The sequence below is a fragment of the Sphingobacterium sp. NPDC055431 genome (assembly GCF_053644255.1).
Genome location: NZ_JBSHLH010000001.1, coordinates 533,232 through 551,365, shown reverse-complemented (window position 1 = coordinate 551,365; position 18,134 = coordinate 533,232). Strand labels below are relative to the sequence as shown.

Annotated in this window: 16 protein-coding genes and 5 tRNA genes; 1 reads left to right on the top strand and 20 read right to left on the bottom strand. The window is 41.3% G+C overall.

What is annotated here, in order from left to right; all coding sequences use genetic code 11:
• Positions 1–51: 51 nt before the first annotated feature.
• From rpoB to ACWIB3_RS02290, 17 genes are all read right to left on the bottom strand, one after another.
• Positions 52–3,861: a DNA-directed RNA polymerase subunit beta gene (gene rpoB / locus ACWIB3_RS02370; protein WP_185211030.1), complete on the bottom strand. Its 3,810-nt coding sequence runs from the start codon at positions 3,859–3,861 to the stop codon at positions 52–54.
• Between the two features lie 163 nt (positions 3,862–4,024).
• Positions 4,025–4,405: a 50S ribosomal protein L7/L12 gene (gene rplL / locus ACWIB3_RS02365; RefSeq protein WP_093098564.1), complete on the bottom strand. Its 381-nt coding sequence runs from the start codon at positions 4,403–4,405 to the stop codon at positions 4,025–4,027.
• A gap of 82 nt (positions 4,406–4,487) precedes the next feature.
• A complete protein-coding gene (gene rplJ / locus ACWIB3_RS02360; RefSeq protein ID WP_093098563.1) occupies positions 4,488–5,006 on the bottom strand; it encodes a 50S ribosomal protein L10 in 519 nt (172 codons plus the stop codon).
• 2 nt (positions 5,007–5,008) lie between these two features.
• The gene (gene rplA, locus ACWIB3_RS02355) at positions 5,009–5,707 is read right to left on the bottom strand and encodes a 50S ribosomal protein L1 (protein ID WP_093098561.1); all 699 of its coding nucleotides are present in this window, start codon (positions 5,705–5,707) and stop codon (positions 5,009–5,011) included.
• Positions 5,708–5,729: 22 nt separating this feature from the next.
• Positions 5,730–6,173: a 50S ribosomal protein L11 gene (gene rplK / locus ACWIB3_RS02350; protein WP_185211031.1), complete on the bottom strand. Its 444-nt coding sequence runs from the start codon at positions 6,171–6,173 to the stop codon at positions 5,730–5,732.
• 153 nt (positions 6,174–6,326) lie between these two features.
• The gene (locus ACWIB3_RS02345) at positions 6,327–7,550 is read right to left on the bottom strand and encodes an FG-GAP repeat domain-containing protein (RefSeq protein WP_454290766.1); all 1,224 of its coding nucleotides are present in this window, start codon (positions 7,548–7,550) and stop codon (positions 6,327–6,329) included.
• A gap of 84 nt (positions 7,551–7,634) precedes the next feature.
• Positions 7,635–8,651, bottom strand: coding sequence for a glycoside hydrolase family 18 protein (locus ACWIB3_RS02340; protein WP_185216001.1), 1,017 nt, complete (start codon positions 8,649–8,651; stop codon positions 7,635–7,637).
• 12 nt (positions 8,652–8,663) lie between these two features.
• Positions 8,664–9,887: a DUF5009 domain-containing protein gene (locus ACWIB3_RS02335; protein WP_454290765.1), complete on the bottom strand. Its 1,224-nt coding sequence runs from the start codon at positions 9,885–9,887 to the stop codon at positions 8,664–8,666.
• Positions 9,888–10,356: 469 nt separating this feature from the next.
• A complete protein-coding gene (locus ACWIB3_RS02330) occupies positions 10,357–10,563 on the bottom strand; it encodes a hypothetical protein (protein WP_454290764.1) in 207 nt (68 codons plus the stop codon).
• A 67-nt stretch (positions 10,564–10,630) separates the two neighbouring features.
• Positions 10,631–11,176, bottom strand: a complete 546-nt coding sequence (gene nusG, locus ACWIB3_RS02325; protein WP_093098554.1) for a transcription termination/antitermination protein NusG — start codon at positions 11,174–11,176, stop codon at positions 10,631–10,633.
• A gap of 20 nt (positions 11,177–11,196) precedes the next feature.
• On the bottom strand, positions 11,197–11,391 hold the full coding sequence (gene secE / locus ACWIB3_RS02320; RefSeq protein WP_094255409.1) for a preprotein translocase subunit SecE: 195 nt from the start codon (positions 11,389–11,391) through the stop codon (positions 11,197–11,199).
• A gap of 24 nt (positions 11,392–11,415) precedes the next feature.
• A tRNA-Trp gene (locus ACWIB3_RS02315) sits at positions 11,416–11,486 on the bottom strand.
• A gap of 233 nt (positions 11,487–11,719) precedes the next feature.
• Entirely contained in the window at positions 11,720–12,907 is a 1,188-nt protein-coding gene (gene tuf / locus ACWIB3_RS02310) for an elongation factor Tu (protein ID WP_093098550.1), read from the bottom strand.
• A gap of 72 nt (positions 12,908–12,979) precedes the next feature.
• A tRNA-Thr gene (locus ACWIB3_RS02305) sits at positions 12,980–13,051 on the bottom strand.
• A gap of 90 nt (positions 13,052–13,141) precedes the next feature.
• Positions 13,142–13,214, bottom strand: a tRNA-Gly gene (locus tag ACWIB3_RS02300).
• A gap of 58 nt (positions 13,215–13,272) precedes the next feature.
• Positions 13,273–13,356 (bottom strand) — tRNA-Tyr (locus ACWIB3_RS02295).
• A 25-nt stretch (positions 13,357–13,381) separates the two neighbouring features.
• Positions 13,382–13,454, bottom strand: a tRNA-Thr gene (locus tag ACWIB3_RS02290).
• A 305-nt stretch (positions 13,455–13,759) separates the two neighbouring features.
• Here ACWIB3_RS02290 and ACWIB3_RS02285 point away from each other — a divergent pair.
• On the top strand, positions 13,760–14,911 hold the full coding sequence (locus ACWIB3_RS02285) for a BamA/TamA family outer membrane protein (protein ID WP_237219424.1): 1,152 nt from the start codon (positions 13,760–13,762) through the stop codon (positions 14,909–14,911).
• 56 nt (positions 14,912–14,967) lie between these two features.
• Here ACWIB3_RS02285 and ACWIB3_RS02280 read toward each other — a convergent pair whose 3' ends face one another.
• The 3 genes from ACWIB3_RS02280 to ACWIB3_RS02270 are packed head-to-tail and all read right to left on the bottom strand — an operon-like array spanning position 14,968 to position 18,128.
• The gene (locus tag ACWIB3_RS02280) at positions 14,968–15,426 is read right to left on the bottom strand and encodes a hypothetical protein (protein ID WP_313260321.1); all 459 of its coding nucleotides are present in this window, start codon (positions 15,424–15,426) and stop codon (positions 14,968–14,970) included.
• Between the two features lie 24 nt (positions 15,427–15,450).
• Positions 15,451–16,770, bottom strand: coding sequence for a sensor histidine kinase (locus ACWIB3_RS02275; protein ID WP_185215999.1), 1,320 nt, complete (start codon positions 16,768–16,770; stop codon positions 15,451–15,453).
• A gap of 2 nt (positions 16,771–16,772) precedes the next feature.
• Positions 16,773–18,128: a sigma-54-dependent transcriptional regulator gene (locus tag ACWIB3_RS02270; RefSeq protein ID WP_454290763.1), complete on the bottom strand. Its 1,356-nt coding sequence runs from the start codon at positions 18,126–18,128 to the stop codon at positions 16,773–16,775.
• Between the last annotated feature and the right edge of the window lie 6 nt (positions 18,129–18,134).

Below are 18,134 nucleotides of genomic sequence, written 5' to 3'. Positions count from 1 at the left end.
TATGTGAAAGCTTAAGAAGGTTATGCACCTTCTTAAGCTCAATTTGCTTGATTAATCTAATGTGATATCTAAACCTAATCCGCGTAGCTCGTGTACCAATACGTTGAACGATTCTGGTACCGATGGAGTTGGCAGGTTGTTTCCTTTTACGATTGCCTCGTAAGTTTTCGCACGACCTACAACATCATCAGATTTAACGGTCAAGATCTCTTGTAGGATGTTGGATGCACCGAATGCCTCTAACGCCCAAACCTCCATCTCACCGAAACGCTGACCACCGAACTGTGCCTTACCACCTAATGGTTGTTGAGTAATCAACGAGTATGGTCCAATTGAACGTGCGTGCATCTTATCATCAACCATGTGTCCTAATTTCAACATGTAGATTACTCCAACTGTTGTAGGTTGGTCAAAACGATCACCTGTCAATCCATTGTATAGGTAAGTACGACCTGACTTAGGTAATCCTGCTTTCTCAACCCACTCTTCTACTTGGTCCATTTCTGCACCGTCAAAGATCGGAGTAGCGAATTTAACACCTAATTTTTGTCCTGCCCAGCCTAATACAGTTTCATAGATCTGTCCAAGGTTCATACGCGAAGGTACCCCTAGTGGGTTCAACACGATATCAACTGGTGTTCCGTCTTCTAAGAAAGGCATGTCCTCATCACGTACAATACGTGCAACAATACCTTTGTTACCGTGACGTCCCGCCATCTTATCTCCTACTTTCAGCTTACGTTTTTTGGCAACATATACCTTCGCCATCTGAACGATACCCGAAGGAAGCTCATCACCGACAGAGATTGCAAATTTCTCACGCTTGAATGCACCTAACTCCTCATTAACTTTAATGTTGTAGTTGTGCAATGCAAGTTTGATCATGTCATTCTTGTCATCATCAGTAGTCCATCCTGTAGGATTAACGTTGTTATAGTCAAGATCAGTAAGGATCTTTTGAGTAAACTTAGCGCCCTTAGCTACCAATAACTCTTTGTAAACATTGTAAATACCTTGAGAGGTCTTACCATTTACGATCGTAAATAATTTCTCAACCAAACGATCTTTAAGAATCTTGATGTTTCTATCGTGAGCAACTTCTAGTTTCTCTAAAGCTTTACGCTCAACTTCTTTAGACATTTTCTTCGCACGAGAGAATAACTTCGTATCGATAACCACACCTTTGATTGATGGTGGAGTTTTCAATGAAGCATCCTTCACGTCACCAGCTTTGTCACCAAAGATCGCACGTAATAACTTCTCTTCTGGTGAAGGATCAGATTCTCCTTTAGGAGTGATCTTACCAATTAAGATATCACCTTCGCCAACCTCAGCACCAACACGGATAATACCGTTTTCATCAAGGTCTTTCGTAGCTTCTTCTGAAACGTTTGGAATATCAGCTGTCAATTCCTCTTCACCACGTTTAGTATCACGAACTTCAAGTTCGAATTCTTCAATGTGTAATGAAGTGAATAAATCCTGTGATACTACACGCTCAGAGATTACGATCGCATCCTCAAAGTTGTATCCTTGCCAAGGCATGAATGCCACTTTCAAGTTTCTACCTAATGCCAATTCACCATCTTCGGTTGCATAGCCTTCACATAATACCTGACCTTTTTCAACTCTTTGTCCTTTCGTAACGATCGGTTTCAAGTTGATACAGGTATTTTGGTTGGTTTTCTTGAACTTGGTCAATCTATATGCTTTCACATCATCATCGAATGATACCAAACGATCGTTGTCGTTTCTATCGTAACGGATGTGAATTTCTTGTGCATCTACATATTCTACTGTTCCGTTTCCTTCAGCGTTGATCAACGTACGGGAATCTTTCGCTACACGAGCTTCCAATCCAGTACCTACAACCGGTGCTTGCGGACGTAACAAAGGAACTGCTTGACGTTGCATGTTGGAACCCATCAATGCACGGTTGGCATCATCATGCTCCAAGAAAGGAATCAATGAAGCCGCGATTGATGTAATCTGGTTCGGAGAAACGTCCATATAGTCTAATTTCTCAGGCTCAATAATCGGGAAGTCACCCTCATATCTAGCTTTTACTTTAGCATCTAAGAAATTACCTTTATCATCATATAGAGCATTTGCTTGCGCAATTGTCTTATCGTCTTCATCTTCAGCAGATAAATAAACAACTGGCTTATCAACTACCACCTTACCATCAGAAACGATACGGTATGGAGTTTCGATAAATCCTAGGTTATTGATTTTCGCGTGAACTGACAATGATGAAATCAAACCAATGTTTGGACCCTCTGGAGTTTCAATAGTACACAAACGACCGTAGTGCGTATAGTGAACGTCACGTACCTCGAAACCGGCACGCTCTCTTGAAAGACCACCTGGACCTAATGCTGACAGACGACGTTTGTGCGTAATCTCAGCCAATGGGTTGGTTTGATCCATGAACTGTGATAACTGGTTCGTTCCGAAGAAAGAATTGATCACTGATGACAATGTACGAGCATTAATCAAGTCAGTAGGCGTAAACACCTCGTTATCACGAATGTTCATACGCTCACGGATAGTACGAGCCATACGAGCTAGACCTACACCGAATTGCGCATATAATTGCTCACCTACCGTACGAACACGACGGTTAGATAAGTGGTCGATATCATCCACCTCTGCTTTCGAGTTGATCAAGTTGATCAAGTACTTCACGATAGCGATGATATCTTCACGGGTCAATACTTTTGTATCCGACGGTGTATCAAGTTTCAATTTACGGTTGATACGGTATCTACCCACATCACCTAAATCGTATCGTTTATCCGAGAAGAACAAACGGTCAATGATACCACGTGCAGTTTCCTCATCAGGTGGTTCTGCGTTACGCAATTGACGATAGATATGCTCTACCGCTTCTTTCTCTGAGTTGGAAGTATCTTTTTGTAAAGTGTTATATATAATCGAATAGTCCGCATTGTTTGACTCATCTTCCTTGGTCAGGATAATGGATTTCACTCCAGCGTCGATGATCAGGTCAATGTGGTCTTCTTCTAATATGGTTTCACGTTCAAGGATGATCTCGTTACGGTCGATCGATACTACTTCACCTGTATCTTCGTCCACGAAATCTTCTGTCCATTTGTTCAATACCCTAGCCGCTAAACGACGACCAACGTATTTCTTCAATCCAGATTTACTAACTTTTACTTCATCTGCAAGGTCGAAAAGTTCTAAGATTTCCTTATCCGAATCGAAACCGATTGCACGTAACAAGGTAGTAACTGGGAATTTTTTCTTACGATCGATATAGGCATACATCACGTTGTTCACGTCTGTTGCAAATTCGATCCAAGAACCTTTAAAAGGAATAACCCTAGCAGAATAAAGTTTAGTACCATTGGTATGTCTACTTTGACCAAAGAACACACCAGGGGAACGGTGCAATTGAGAAACGATAACACGTTCAGCTCCATTGATTACGAATGTACCTTTTGGAGTCATGTACGGAATAGTTCCTAAGTACACGTCTTGTACAATGGTTTCGAAATCTTCGTGTTCTTCATCATTACAAGACAACTTCAATTTAGCCTTTAAAGGTACGCTATAAGTCAATCCACGTTCAATACACTCTTGGATATCGTAACGCGGTGGATCAATGAAATAATCCAAAAACTCTAGCACAAAGATGTTTCTTGAATCAGAAATAGGGAAGTTTTCTGCGAAAACCTTGTAAAGCCCTTCCTGATGGCGGTTGTCAGAAGTAGTCTCTAATTGAAAAAACTCCTTGAAAGACTCTAATTGTACGTCCAAGAAATCCGGATAATCAATCACCTTCTTACTTGTCGCAAAATTTACTCTTTCTTTTTGAATATTATTATTTGCCAAGGGAATAAGAATTTAGTTTTAAAAAACTGAGCTAACATCTGCTGATTCCGTCTTCCGATCAAGCATCAGCAGGGGCTTGATCCATACACTATATTTATAAACAGGAATAGACTCTGATAGATTTGGACTATCAGAGTCTAAGTTTTTGGTGCCTTATGCGAGATTACTTAATCTCAACAACAGCTCCAGCTTCTTCTAATTGTTTTTTCAAAGCTTCAGCTTCGTCTTTAGAAACACCAGTTTTTAATTCTTTAGGTGCACCGTCAACTAAGTCTTTTGCTTCTTTCAAACCTAAACCAGCTAAATCTTTAACTAATTTTACGACAGCTAATTTCTGGCCACCAGCTTCTTTCAAGATTACATCGAAAGATGTTTTCTCTTCAGCAGCAGCAGCACCGTCACCAGCACCAGGAGCAGCAGCAACAGCTACAGCAGCAGCAGCAGGCTCAATACCGTATTCGTCTTTTAAGATATCAGCTAATTCTTTAACTTCTTTTACTGTTAAGTTAACTAACTGTTCAGCAAGTTGTTTTAAATCTGCCATTTTATTTTGAATTTTTGAATGTTCTTTTAAAAAAATTGTTAATTAAAATTTAACGAACGTTTGTTATTAAACTGAGGGTTCGTTAGCCTCTTTCTTCTAAAGCTTTTACTAAGCCTGAAATTGTATTTCCGCCTGATTGAAGCGCAGAAATAACATTCTTCGCAGGAGATTGAAGTAAAGCAATAACGTCTGCAATAAGTTCTTCCTTAGATTTAAGGGTCACTAATGCGTCAAGTTGGTTGTCGCCTACAAAAGCAGTCTCTTGAATGTATGCTGCTTTTAATACCGGCTTGTCACCTTCTTTACGTAATTGTTTGATCAATTTCGCTGGAGCATTCCCTGTTTCGGAAAACATAAGGGTTGAAGCTCCTTTTAATACGCCAAAGATCTCTTCTGAATCTACACCCGCCTCTAACAACGCTTTCTTAATCAAGGTGTTTTTCACAACCTTAATCTCGATTCCCTGCTCGAAACATTTACGACGAATATTATTCACCTTTTCTACAGTCAGATTAGCAGTGTCAGCAATATAAAAATTACCGTAAGATTTAATCTGTTCTGCTAAAGCTTCAACAATTTCATGTTTAAGTTCTTTTCTCATGATTAAATTCCTGCTACTGATTTAGTTTCAATATGAATACTAGGACTCATAGTTGAAGAAATGTGAATACTCTTGAAGTACGTTCCTTTTGCTGCAGACGGTTTCAAACGTGAAATTGTTTGTAACACTTCTAATGCGTTGTCATAGATTTTATCTGCGTCGAAAGACACTTTACCAACTGAAGTGTGGATGATACCTGTTTTGTCAACCTTGAAGTCGATCTTACCAGCTTTTACCTCAGTCACAGCTTTTCCAACTTCTGGAGTTACTGTTCCTGTTTTAGGGTTAGGCATTAAGTTTCTTGGACCTAAAATACGACCCAATTTACCTACTTTCGCCATAACACTAGGCATTGTGATGATAATGTCAACGTCAGTCCAACCACCTTCGATTTTGCTGATATAGTCATCAAGACCTACGTAGTCTGCACCTGCCGCCTTAGCTTCTTCCTCCTTGTCAGGAGTACATAAAACTAATACACGTACCGTCTTACCAGTACCGTGTGGCAATGTTGCAATACCACGAACCATTTGATTTGCTTTACGAGGATCTACGCCCAAACGAACGTCGATATCCACAGAAGCATCAAATTTGGTGTTGGTGATCTCTTTTACTAAAGCCGCAGCTTCTTTCAAAGAGTATGCTTTACCAGCTTCAATTTTGGATAGTGCCGCTTTTTGATTTTTTGTTAATCTAGCCACTTTCTTAAACTGATTTCGTTAATTAATTTTTCCAAGGAGCATCACCTGATACAGTGATACCCATACTACGCGCTGTACCAGCAACCATTCTCATAGCTGATTCTACAGTAAATGCATTCAAATCTGGCATCTTATCTTCCGCAATCTGTTTTACTTGATCCCATGAAATGGAAGCAACTTTCTTACGGTTAGGCTCTCCCGATCCGCTCTTAAGCTTCGCTGCATCTTTTAACTGAACAGCTACCGGTGGAGTTTTAATGATAAAATCAAAAGATTTGTCGGCATATACAGTGATCACAACAGGTAATACTTGACCTGGTTTGTCTTGCGTACGAGCGTTAAATTGCTTACAGAAATCCATAATGTTCACACCTTTAGCACCTAATGCAGGTCCTACCGGTGGAGATGGATTCGCAGCTCCGCCCTTCACTTGTAATTTTACTAACGCACTGACTTCTTTTGCCATTTTTTCTGTGATTTAATTTGTTAAATGTTTGTTAGTAAGTTGGAAGCAATAACGTAACATTTAATTCTCGATGGCAACAAAACATAGTTTTGCAACCAAACGAGGTGCAAAGATAACTAAATATCTGATAATAAAAAAGTATTTTTTCTTTTTTTATTTACCTAGTAATAAGCGCACTTGGTCGCCCCAAGCCCCGATCATCAGGTCCGGAATCTTATCCCCATTCACATCCCCCACATCGATCCCCCAAGCTCGCTCCACAGTCACCTTCGGAATAGCCTCCTCCGTGGCAAAACTGAACTTGCCCGAACCATCATTCTTCAAGGCCTGAACCTGCATCGCCTCAAATGGCGGAATCTTCAAGGCACTTAATATAATATCTAGATCCCCGTCGCGATCAAAGTCGATCACATTACAGGCATAAGTTGAAAAATCATAGGCGGGAATCCTTGCATCCGTCTCATCGACAAATTTCCCATCGCCTTTATTCATAAACAAGCGTCCCGTTGGGTTCCGCTCTTTCTTACCCCCATTGCTGGTCAGGTTCGCAAAGAAAATATCGTTCTTCCCATCCTTATCGGCATCAAAAACGATGACCTCCCTACTGTGCAATGGTTCGGAGGTTTGCAATGCGCCCTCCTGCTCCGTAAACTTTCCCTTCCCGTCATTGAAATACAGACGGCTTGGCGGAGCCTCCGTTGCCAGTACCATATCCAGGTCACCATCTCCATCGGCATCAAATAACTTGACCGATTGCACCTCATCCATGTTGTCAGGGATACTTCCAGGAGGAGAATCAACCAAAAACCCCGGTTTATTTGGATCATTTAACCAAACAAAGGTCCTTGCTCCTTCTCCCGTATTGCCGATGACCACATCGGGCAATCCATCTCCATTGACATCACCTATATCCAAGCCATTCCCTTCACTCTTTCCCAACAGGCGATCCGAAACATTCCGGAAGGTTCCATCCCCATTCCCTAGATAGTATTCATGGGTCTTATTGTCCTCTGCGACAAAAATGACATCTGCAAAACCATCATTGTCCATATCAGCCACACGCACATGCTCTGTATCATTGTTCTCATTGGCAAAGACATCCTTCATCCAGGTAAAGTTGCCATTGCCATCATTGATATAAAGACGGTTGGGCAACATTTCCAGTGCAAATATGGCATCCAATGCACCATCTCCATTCACATCGACCAAAGCTACATCCAAAGCATGTGTTTTGGGATCCAAGGAAATGCTGCCTTCTGTAACGTCAGAAAAATAAGCGGTCTCATTATCTTGTGCAAAAACATGATTTCCTGAGCTCAGGCACAGAAAAACCAATGCAAGTCCCAAATATTTGGGTTTAAAATCTTGAATAATCATAAGCTTATTTTTTATAAGGTTTACAGAAATTGTGTCTATAACTACTTATTATCAACAGTTTACAGCAACAATTGTTTGTACATCCTATTTCAGGCCTTCATACAGCGCCCTGCTCAAGGTCAACTGATCATCATCACCCTTAAATTCCCAATACATGGCTCCAAGGATACCTTGGGATTTTATATATGCAGCTTTTTCCCTGATGGATTTCTCATTTTCAAAGGTCAGGACCAACTTTCCGGTGCTGTCCACTAGATAAGGTACTTTCGATTGATCATCCCATCTCTCTTCAAACTGGGTCAACTTCGGTATGTTGCGGAACATCACAAAATCACTGACCTGTACTTTATCTCCCCTTCCATAGAATGGAATACCCATCACCAATTTGTTTTTTGGAACGCCGGCATCAATATGGGCCTGCAGGGCTTCAACTAAGGTAATACGACCTGCCAGATCCGATTTATACAAACTGTTATGCTGCAAAGGAGGTTTCGAAACATCATACATCATGATATTTACAAAATCAATATCCTTATCGATGGCTCTAAAATCAATATACTTTCCATCTGCAATCGTCGCCAAGGTCAATAGTTTTTTCGGTCCGATAGCCTTGCGGATATCATTCATCAACAGCGTAAAGTTCTTGGTGTCGTCTGGGGAAGATGAGATCCCGGCTTCATCACTGGTCGGATATTCCCAATCGATATCGATCCCATCAAGATCAAATTCCTTTACGATCTTTTGGCAATCTTTCGCAAAGCCCAATCTATTGTTCTTGTCTGCCGCCATTTCACTGAAACGTCCCGAGGTCCAGCCACCGATCGACAACAGGATCTTCAGGTCAGGATGCTTCTTCTTTAAGGTCACGATCTCCTTCAGTCGAGTTGGATTGTCCACTTTTACACCATTGAAGGTCTCGTTTACATGGCCAAAGGCATAATTGATATGGCTGATCAGGTTAGGATCAGGCAGCGGACCTTGCCCCGAAGTAACATAAGCGATGATTACAGGCTTCTTACCCTGGGCAACCAAGGTAAATGGAACTGCAAACAACATAATCAGAGCCATTAGGATCAGCTTGTTCGTGTGATTTCTTTTCATGGTAATATGATATTATAGTTTAAGTTTTATTCCAAAACGGTTCAATAAGATACCAAACCAAAGCATGGCATAAGCCCATAATAAGGAGCCTAATACAGCTAACCACATGTGATCAGCTTGTTTATAGAAAAACAAGGGAATTCCGAATCCCCAAACCAAGAAATAGATCAGGTCTGGAGCCAAATAGGTAGTTAGTGAATTTTGCCCTGCCAATTCAAAAAGTCGACTATAGCGACTATTGCCCCTTACATCAATAAAATAATAGACCAAAACAAATAGCAGGATACTGATGCCATTGCAAAGCAGGCCCCAGGAAGGAGTCGCTTGAATCTTGGATACGATGAACCATTGGTGGAATATCAAGCCAGCAATCAAGCTAATAAGGCCGTACATAGCTAAATAAATGGCCAGTTTCTTCCAATCCACAGCATATTTTTTAACAATAAGGGTTGCTGCCATTCCGGAAAGGACAATCATCGGCACATTGCCATGCAGGACAACGTCAAAGAACTCCTGGAAAGAGAACATTTGCGGAATCCAACCGCTCAAGGAGGCTACATTCAGGAAAAGGAAAAAGACAATGGCCAAAAATGCTGCCCATAGTTTATCCCTAAGGAGAAGATAGACCGAACCTGCTACCAGATAACCCCATCCGATCTGTCCCAAAATGCCCCACCAACTCTTCTCAAACCAAGCTGGAGATTCAGGAGTTCCAGCCCGGAATACATAGGCCAAACCAAGTAGCCCTACAATCCCCAACAATTTCAGCCCGACAAATAGGTTCTTATTTCTATCCTTCGGATAGTTGTTCCAGATCAAAAAGATACAGATATAGACCAGCCCAAGCCATAACAGCTTGTTCATACCGGTCATTTGCGGGTTCAAGCTGCTGGAATTAACCACCAACAGACCAATGATGATCAGGCTAATCGACCTACTGATGATATGGAACCAGATCTGCCAAGTAGGCTCTCCAATTTTCCGTCTTGCTGCGACGGCATAGGGAATAGCCATACCCACCATAAATAGGAAACCTGGGAATACCCAATCAGCCAGTCCCATGCCATCGATCTCCGCTTCCGTATGCAAAAGCCATTTCGGCACTCCCGGCATAAAAAGATCATTGACAAACAACATCAGAAAAAGGGTCAGGCCGCGCATGATATCAATAGCACGGACGCGCAATTTCTTAGGTTCCGCTGGGAAAGAAGGAATAGATGGTGACTTCGACATCATTAATTTAGGTAATTCAATTCCTAAATATACAAAATTGAATCGGACTTGAGTCTTGTGCCGGATCTTGACGGTTATCAAACGGATCAGAGCAATCCTTCCTTACTTTTGGAGCCCAAAAGTAACCAAAAGGCTTCGGCTCATTTAAGATGGCTTTTCGCACAATCATCCGCACATGAAAAGAATGCCTTGATGTCGAGGATGCCGTTCTTCGAAATTCTCCCCTTAGATGGGAGAATTTCTTGAAAGCATCCAAGGCCAATGCCATCGCACATGGCAACGGCATTCTTTCCATTTTGCCGCCATTGGAAATGAGCCGCGGGCTAAAGGGCTTCCTTCGGAAGGATTGATGTATGAAGAAAGGCCCTAGCGGGGGGGTGAAATGTTTTTCTATCTCAAGATACTTCCAATTCTGAACGTATAGTGAAGAATCTGTACAATTAAAAATTTATTATGATCTTGGTCCTTCCTCTCATCCATTCCATCCTGGTTCATTCCATGATCTTGGTCCTTCCTCCAATCCATTCCATCCTGATTCATTCCATGATCTTGGTCTATCCTCCCATCCCTTCCATCCTAGTTCATTCCATGATCTTGGTACTTCCTCCCATCCTTTCCATCCTGGTACATTCCATGATCTTGGTCTATCCTCCCATCCCTTCCATCCTGGTTCAAACAAAAAAAGCCCTATCCATTTGGATAGGGCTTCTTATGTCTAATGTCTTTTGTCTACTGTCTAAAAGAGCTTACTCTTTTTCAACCTGCATATAGTTCAGCTCGAGTGGAGTTTTACGACCGAATACTTTTACCATTACGGTTAATTTCTTCTTGTCTTCGTGTACCTCTTCGATTTCACCTGTAAATCCGTTGAAAGGACCGTCGTTTACTTTTACGGTCTCACCAACGTAATAAGGAACGCTGATTGATTCACCTTGTTCAGCCATTTCGTCAACCTTACCTAAAATACGGTTAACTTCAGCTGGACGAAGCGGGATAGCATTACCTGCTTTATCACCTAAGAATCCAATTACACTATTTACGTTTTTGATTGCGTGTTCGATCTCACCGTCCAAAGCCGCTTCGATCAAAACATACCCAGGGTAGTAGTTACGTTCTTTGGCAACTTTCTTGCCATCGCGCATTTGGTAGTATTTCTCCATCGGGATTAATACTTGGGTCACCAAATGTTGTATGCCTAAGCGGTTAATTTCAGCTTCAAGGTATTGCTTAACCTTTTTCTCTTTTCCGCTAACAGCACGCACAACGTACCACTTTAAACTTTGATCTGCCATAATACTGTTGGATTAGAAAATTAAGACGCTGTATTGTACAGCAGTTCCATTACATTGCTTGATGCTTTATCCATTATGAAAATTACCAACGCAATAATAACAGATGCAACAAGTACAATAACCGCATGACTTTGTAGTTGCGCCCATGTAGGCCAAGTCACTTTCTCAGTAACCTCTGTATAAGAGTCCTTAATAAAATCAAGTACTTTTGCCATTTTTTAAGTTTCTATTTTTATTAGCACGGGCACTAGGATTCGAACCCAGATCGAAGGTTTTGGAGACCTCTATTCTACCATTGAACTATGCCCGTGTAGATTTTTTTGATGATGCAAATATAGGCTTTAGACCCCATTGCAGCAAATATTATTTCAATTTATTTGCGATTTCCGCAAGATTTTTTTCTGGTCAATCTATTCTTATTTTGCCCTGGAACTCCCCTACTTCGCTAAGTATTTGAGCTTCAACCAAAATGAATAATTAGAAAAAATAAGCTAATTAGCCGGAGCCAATTAGCTTATCTTTTATTTTGATAATCCCTAAGGACTATTTAATGATTTCAGTTACCTGACCAGCACCTACTGTTCTACCACCTTCACGGATAGCGAAACGTAGACCTTTTTCCATAGCGATAGCGTTGATCAACTTAACAGTGATTGTTACGTTATCACCTGGCATAACCATCTCAGTACCTTCTTCTAGAGTGATCTCTCCAGTTACGTCAGTTGTACGGAAATAGAATTGAGGACGGTATTTGTTGAAGAACGGAGTGTGACGACCACCTTCTGCTTTCGACAATACGTAAACCTCAGCTTTGAAGTCTGTGTGTGGAGTTACTGAACCTGGTTTACAGATAACCATACCACGACGGATATCAGTTTTCTCAATACCACGTAACAATAAACCTACGTTATCACCAGCCTCACCGTAATCTAAGATCTTACGGAACATCTCAACACCTGTTACTGTAGATTTCAAGTTTTCAGCACCCATACCTAAGATCTCAACTGGATCACCAGAGTTGATTACACCTCTTTCGATACGACCTGTTGCAACTGTACCACGACCTGTGATCGAGAATACGTCTTCAATAGGCATCAAGAAAGGAAGATCTGTCAAACGTGGAGGGATTGGAATGTAGTTATCTACAGCATCCATCAATTCCATGATTGAATCAACCCATTGAGTCTCTCCGTTCAATGCACCTAATGCAGAACCTTTGATTACTGGAACATCGTCACCTGGGAATTCGTAGAATGATAATAATTCACGAACTTCCATCTCAACTAAGTCTAATAACTCAGCGTCATCAACTAAGTCAACTTTGTTCAAGAAAACTACTAACGCAGGAACACCTACCTGACGAGCTAATAGGATGTGCTCGCGAGTTTGAGGCATAGGACCATCTGTAGCAGCAACTACGATGATAGCTCCATCCATCTGTGCAGCACCAGTTACCATGTTCTTAACGTAATCGGCGTGACCTGGACAGTCAACGTGTGCATAGTGACGGTTAGCTGTTTGGTATTCTACGTGTGAAGTGTTAATTGTGATACCACGCTCTTTCTCTTCAGGAGCAGAGTCAATTGAATCAAATGAACGAGCCTCTGAAAAACCTTTATCAGCTAAAACTTTAGTGATAGCAGCTGTTGTAGTTGTTTTACCGTGGTCAACGTGACCGATAGTACCAATGTTTAAGTGCGGTTTACTACGGTCAAATTTCTCTTTTGCCATGTTTATGCGAATTAGTAATTATAAAATATTTCTTTTAATTAATCTTACAAAGTTACAAAACTTATGTATTCGAGCCAAAGATGGGATTTGAACCCACGACCTCTTCCTTACCAAGGAAGTGCTCTACCCCTGAGCTACTTCGGCTTTCAAAAAGCTTATTTACAGATATAAGCCTCTACCCTTTCAAAAATAAATTGTTAAGAAGACAGAGACTTAGATTTGTTTTATAAATTGAGCGGAAGACGAGGTTCGAACTCGCGACCTATAGCTTGGAAGGCTATCGCTCTACCAACTGAGCTACTTCCGCTTTTCAGTTTTACACTCAGGAACTCCTGCCTTTCACAACCGGAAGAATGAAAACTTTTTGGTGGAGGGAGAAGGATTCGAACCTTCGAAGCCGAAGCAACGGATTTACAGTCCGTCCCATTTGACCGCTCTGGAACCCCTCCAGACCTACAACTTGCGTTGTTTTTGAGCCTCCTATCGGAATCGAACCAATGACCTACTGATTACAAGTCAGTTGCTCTACCAGCTGAGCTAAGGAGGCGTGCTTTATTTAATAAAACTTTCTGTTTTAAAGAACGGCTATCTTTGGATAGCGAGTGCAAAAATCTAATATTTATCTGATATTCGCAAGTTTTATTTTTAATTTTTTTTCTACTTAAAGAACAATCTCATTTCGGTACTGATTTTCCCGATTTGATGATGCAAAGATAGCTACTCCATGAACATATCAAAAATATTTGGTCATTTTTTTTACTCCTGAAAACCATATCATTGATATGCAAGTAAATAATTTTCATATTCCATTTCAAAGGATACCCTATATTTGCACAAATAAATGGAATTGCTTTGAAAAATTATTCGCTCGTAGTATTGCTCTTTATTAACCTTTGCATCTTCCCTGAGCTTGGAAACGCTCAAGAAAAATCCGGAATCATCCAAAAATTGATGCAAAAGTTCGTCTCCTCCAAAAAAGATTCTTCCCGCTCAGGCAGCTTTGTCGTCCTGCCTGCCATCGGTTATGCCCAAGAAACGGGCTTCGAATACGGGATCGCAAGTACCTATAATTTCTATATCGATAAGGAAAACCTCGATAGCAGGACCTCTAACGTAACCCTAATCGGTACCCTGACGACCAAAAAACAAAAGAACATCAAACTGACTTCCGATATCTGGACTAAAAACAACGACTACCATATCCTCACGGAAATGCGATTCAGAGATTGGCCTTTCAATTTCTACGGCCTTGGTAATGATACCTGGAAAGCTGATGAGGATTATTTAGACCAAAAACTCTACCGCATCAAACTGGATGGTGAAAAAAGATTCGCCCCTAATTTTTATGCCGGTGTCAATTTAAATTACGAACACTTCGAATTCAATGACATGGAAGCCGGTGGCATCTTCGAATCCCCAGAGGTTTATGGTAAAGATGGCGGACAATACCTCGCCCTTGGCGTTTCTGCCCTGTATGACACCCGTAACAACACCACATATTCTACCAATGGATTTTATAGCAGGGTAAAATATAGCTATGCTCCCAATTTCTTTGGAAAGGACAATTTCACGGGAAACCAGCTTGAACTGGATGTACGCGGCTTCTATCCCATCAACAAAAAACTCACCGTCGCTGCTCAAGGGCTGTACCGTGGAACTTACGGAAAAAATGTGCCTTTCTATGTCATGCGTGAACTTGGTGGGGATATGACCATGCGCGGTTATTATCTGGGTCGGTATAAGGACAAGAATTACCTAACTGCTCAAGCAGAACTTAGATACCGCTTCATCCCCCGCATAGGCATCAATGCATTCCTAGGTACGGGTAGCACCTTCTCCAAGCAACATGACATGCGTCTTATCCCATCCTTTGGTGGCGGATTGCGCTATTTCTTCAGCCTAGAACACAACAGCAGTATCCGTTTTGATTATGCTTATGGTGAACAAAGACCTGGTGAAAAAAGACAGTCTGGATTTTACCTCAGCATCAGTGAGGCTTTTTAATGGGATAAAATAATAACCGAATCTGGAAACTGCTTTGCCTTTTTTCAGGAAGGATGTTATAGATATCGTAAGAGAAAATCTTGTTTTCTTTGACCCTCCCTTTTCAATAGGATGCCAAAATGAAATAAATTGATGGACACGGTCACCCGTTGATCGGCAATCAATTTTTTCCATTGCCTTTTTTGCTTATAAGGTTCATGGAAAACTATGATTTTCCCGGCATCAATTAACGACAAGATGACTTCGGAGTCCTCTTTCCCATCGATCCAATAGGATTGTGCATCCTTATCCTGCAGGTCTTTGCTCAAGGTATTGACCTCCCAAAAACTCCATATCTTCTTTAACAATGGAAAATAATTTGGATTGAAACCTTCCGGAAATTCAACAAAATTTTGGCCTTTATAGCTGGGATTATAGATTACCTTTTCAGTCAGTGCATACACAAATGGAGAATGTGTACCATGTCTGCTATTGGAAACCAAAAAATGAAAGATATAGTCGAAGTAATACCGCATTGCGGCACAAAAATACAAATTGCTTTAGAATTGCAAGGTAAATGTACTTCCCTCCCCTTCAACGCTGTCCACAGAGATATTGCCACCATGCATTAACATGATCTGCTTACTGAGGGTCAAGCCAACTCCGGTCCCTGTCTTTTTGGTCGTAAAGAATGGCGTAAAGATCTGTTCCTGGATCTCGGGAGACATCCCAGCTCCATTGTCCTGGATCTTTAATTGGATATGGTCCTTGGTTTCAATTGCTGACAAACTGATATAAGGTTCTTCCTCACCCTTCACCGCTTCGATAGCATTCAACAACAGGTTGATGATGACCTGTTCCAAAAGATTTACATCTGCCCGGAGTATCATCCGGGTATTCTTGATGATAATATCCACATCTATGTTCTTTTGGATCAAGGTAGGCTCCAATAATTGATAAATGTTTTCAAAAAGCTGTACGACCTGGATTTCCGAAAACTGAGGCTGGTCAACCTTATTGATCAGTCTATAGCTTTTCGCAAACTGCAACAGTCCTTCACTTCTTCGCTTGATCGTAAAAATCCCAAGTTTCAGGTCTTCGATGTCCTGCTCACCTTCCCAATGTTCCAGACGGTCATGCAAGGTTTCCGCCAAGGAGCTGATCGGACCGATGGAATTCATGATCTCATGGGTCAATACCCGCAACAGTTTATGCCATGCCCTAGTTTCTGTTTCGTCAATGGCTTCGTTGATATTCTGATAGACGATAATGCGAAAGGAACCATCCTGTGTTTCAAAGCCAGAGCTTTGCATCAATAGCTTGATCTTGCCTTTACTGGAATGAGCAGTTTCCATCTGATGCTTGCCGACCTGCAACTGCATGGTCTTGATATAAAGTTCAGGATGTCGTTTTTCCATCCCCGAAATATTCCCCAGATGTGGAACTTGAAAAAGGTCCTTAAAAGCTTCATTCAACCAGATTACCTTCCCCGATTCCGCATGGTAAAAGATGATGGCGGTATCCAGCATATTGATCACCTTATTCAGGTACTGATGTTGCAGGGCCTGATCGATACTGATATTCTTATAGACATCGTTGATCTGATTAAATGCAGCATACAACTGTCCTTCAACAGATTTCTCCCTTTTCACCACAAATCTCCTGGTAAAATCACGATATTTTACCGCTTCCGAAAATTCAACCATCTGTCTCAACAGAAATCGATGTTTGGAGAACATCCTGTAGGAAAGGATCAACAAAAAGAAAAAACCTAAACCGGCATAGAGATAAAAACCCTTAAATATCAAAAATGCTATACCTACAGCCAAAGCCATAAGGAACAGCATCTTAAAAAAATCTGCTATAGCCAGTTTGGTCATTATTAAAGATTATATTTTTCCAATCGACGGTATAGTGCAGCACGGGTCAGTCCCAATTCCTTGGCCGCCTTGCTGATATTTCCATTATAGCGCTCAATGGCAGACTTAATGGCCTTTCGCTCCATTTCCTCCAAATTATGGGATGAGAAATCGTCGACAATCGGTTTATCGGGCAACTGTTGTTCAATGGGAGAGAACAAGATGTCTTCAGCACGGATACTCTGCTGATCGGACATGATCACAGCGCGTTCTATACTGTATTGCAATTCGCGAACATTCCCTGGGAAATGGTAGCCTTTTAGTTTATTAATGGCATCGGCTTCCAATCCACCTATGTTCTTATGATACTTTTCGTTATAGAATTTCAGAAAATGCTCAGCCAGAAGCGGGATATCACCAACACGTTCCCTTAATGCGGGAACCTGGATTTCCAAGGTATTGATCCGATACACCAAATCCTTCCTAAACCTACTCTCATCAGCTAGGACTTTTAGGGGAACATTCGTAGCCGAGATCAATCGGATATCCACTGGAATCGTTTGACTGGAACCTAAAGGAACCACCGCTCTGTTCTGAAGTACACTTAACAATTTTGCCTGTTGTTGTAGACTGATGTTACCAATTTCATCCAGAAACAAAGTTCCGGAATCCGCATGTTCAAAGCGACCTTTACGATCCTCCCGAGCATCCGTAAATGCACCTTTCTTATAACCAAAAAGTTCAGATTCAAAAAGGGTTTCCGTCAGGGAACCCACGTCCACCTTTACAAATGCCTTTTTTGACCGTAAGGAACGTTGATGGATGGCATTCGCGATCAGATCCTTACCTGTACCGTTTTCCCCTAAGATCAAGATATTAGCCTCAGTAGGGGAAACTTTGTCCAACTTAAACTGCAGGTCTTCCATAATGGGAGAATTCCCAATGATCCCATGATGTTCACGAGGACTGACGATCTGCTTTTCCTTTTGGTTGGGTTTGTTTTCTTCGTAAATACTGGTCAGGGTATTGAGCAATTGTTCATTCTGCCAAGGTTTGACAATAAAATCAGAAGCACCCTGCTTCAACGATTTCACGGCAAGGTCAACCGCACCGTAAGCGGTGATCATCACCACATTGACTTTTGGAAAATGGGTCTTGATCTTAGACAACCAGAACAAACCTTCATTGCCTGTATTGATGGCACTCTTGTAGTTCATATCCAGCATGACAATATCAACTGGATTCTTTTCCAGGAGATTCATTAACCTTTCCGGATTATGTTCTACCAGTACTTCTTTGACGTTAGGCCTTAATAATATTCGTGTGGCGGTTAATAAATCTTGATCATCATCAACAACTAGAATGGTCGCTTTTTTCATTTAAAG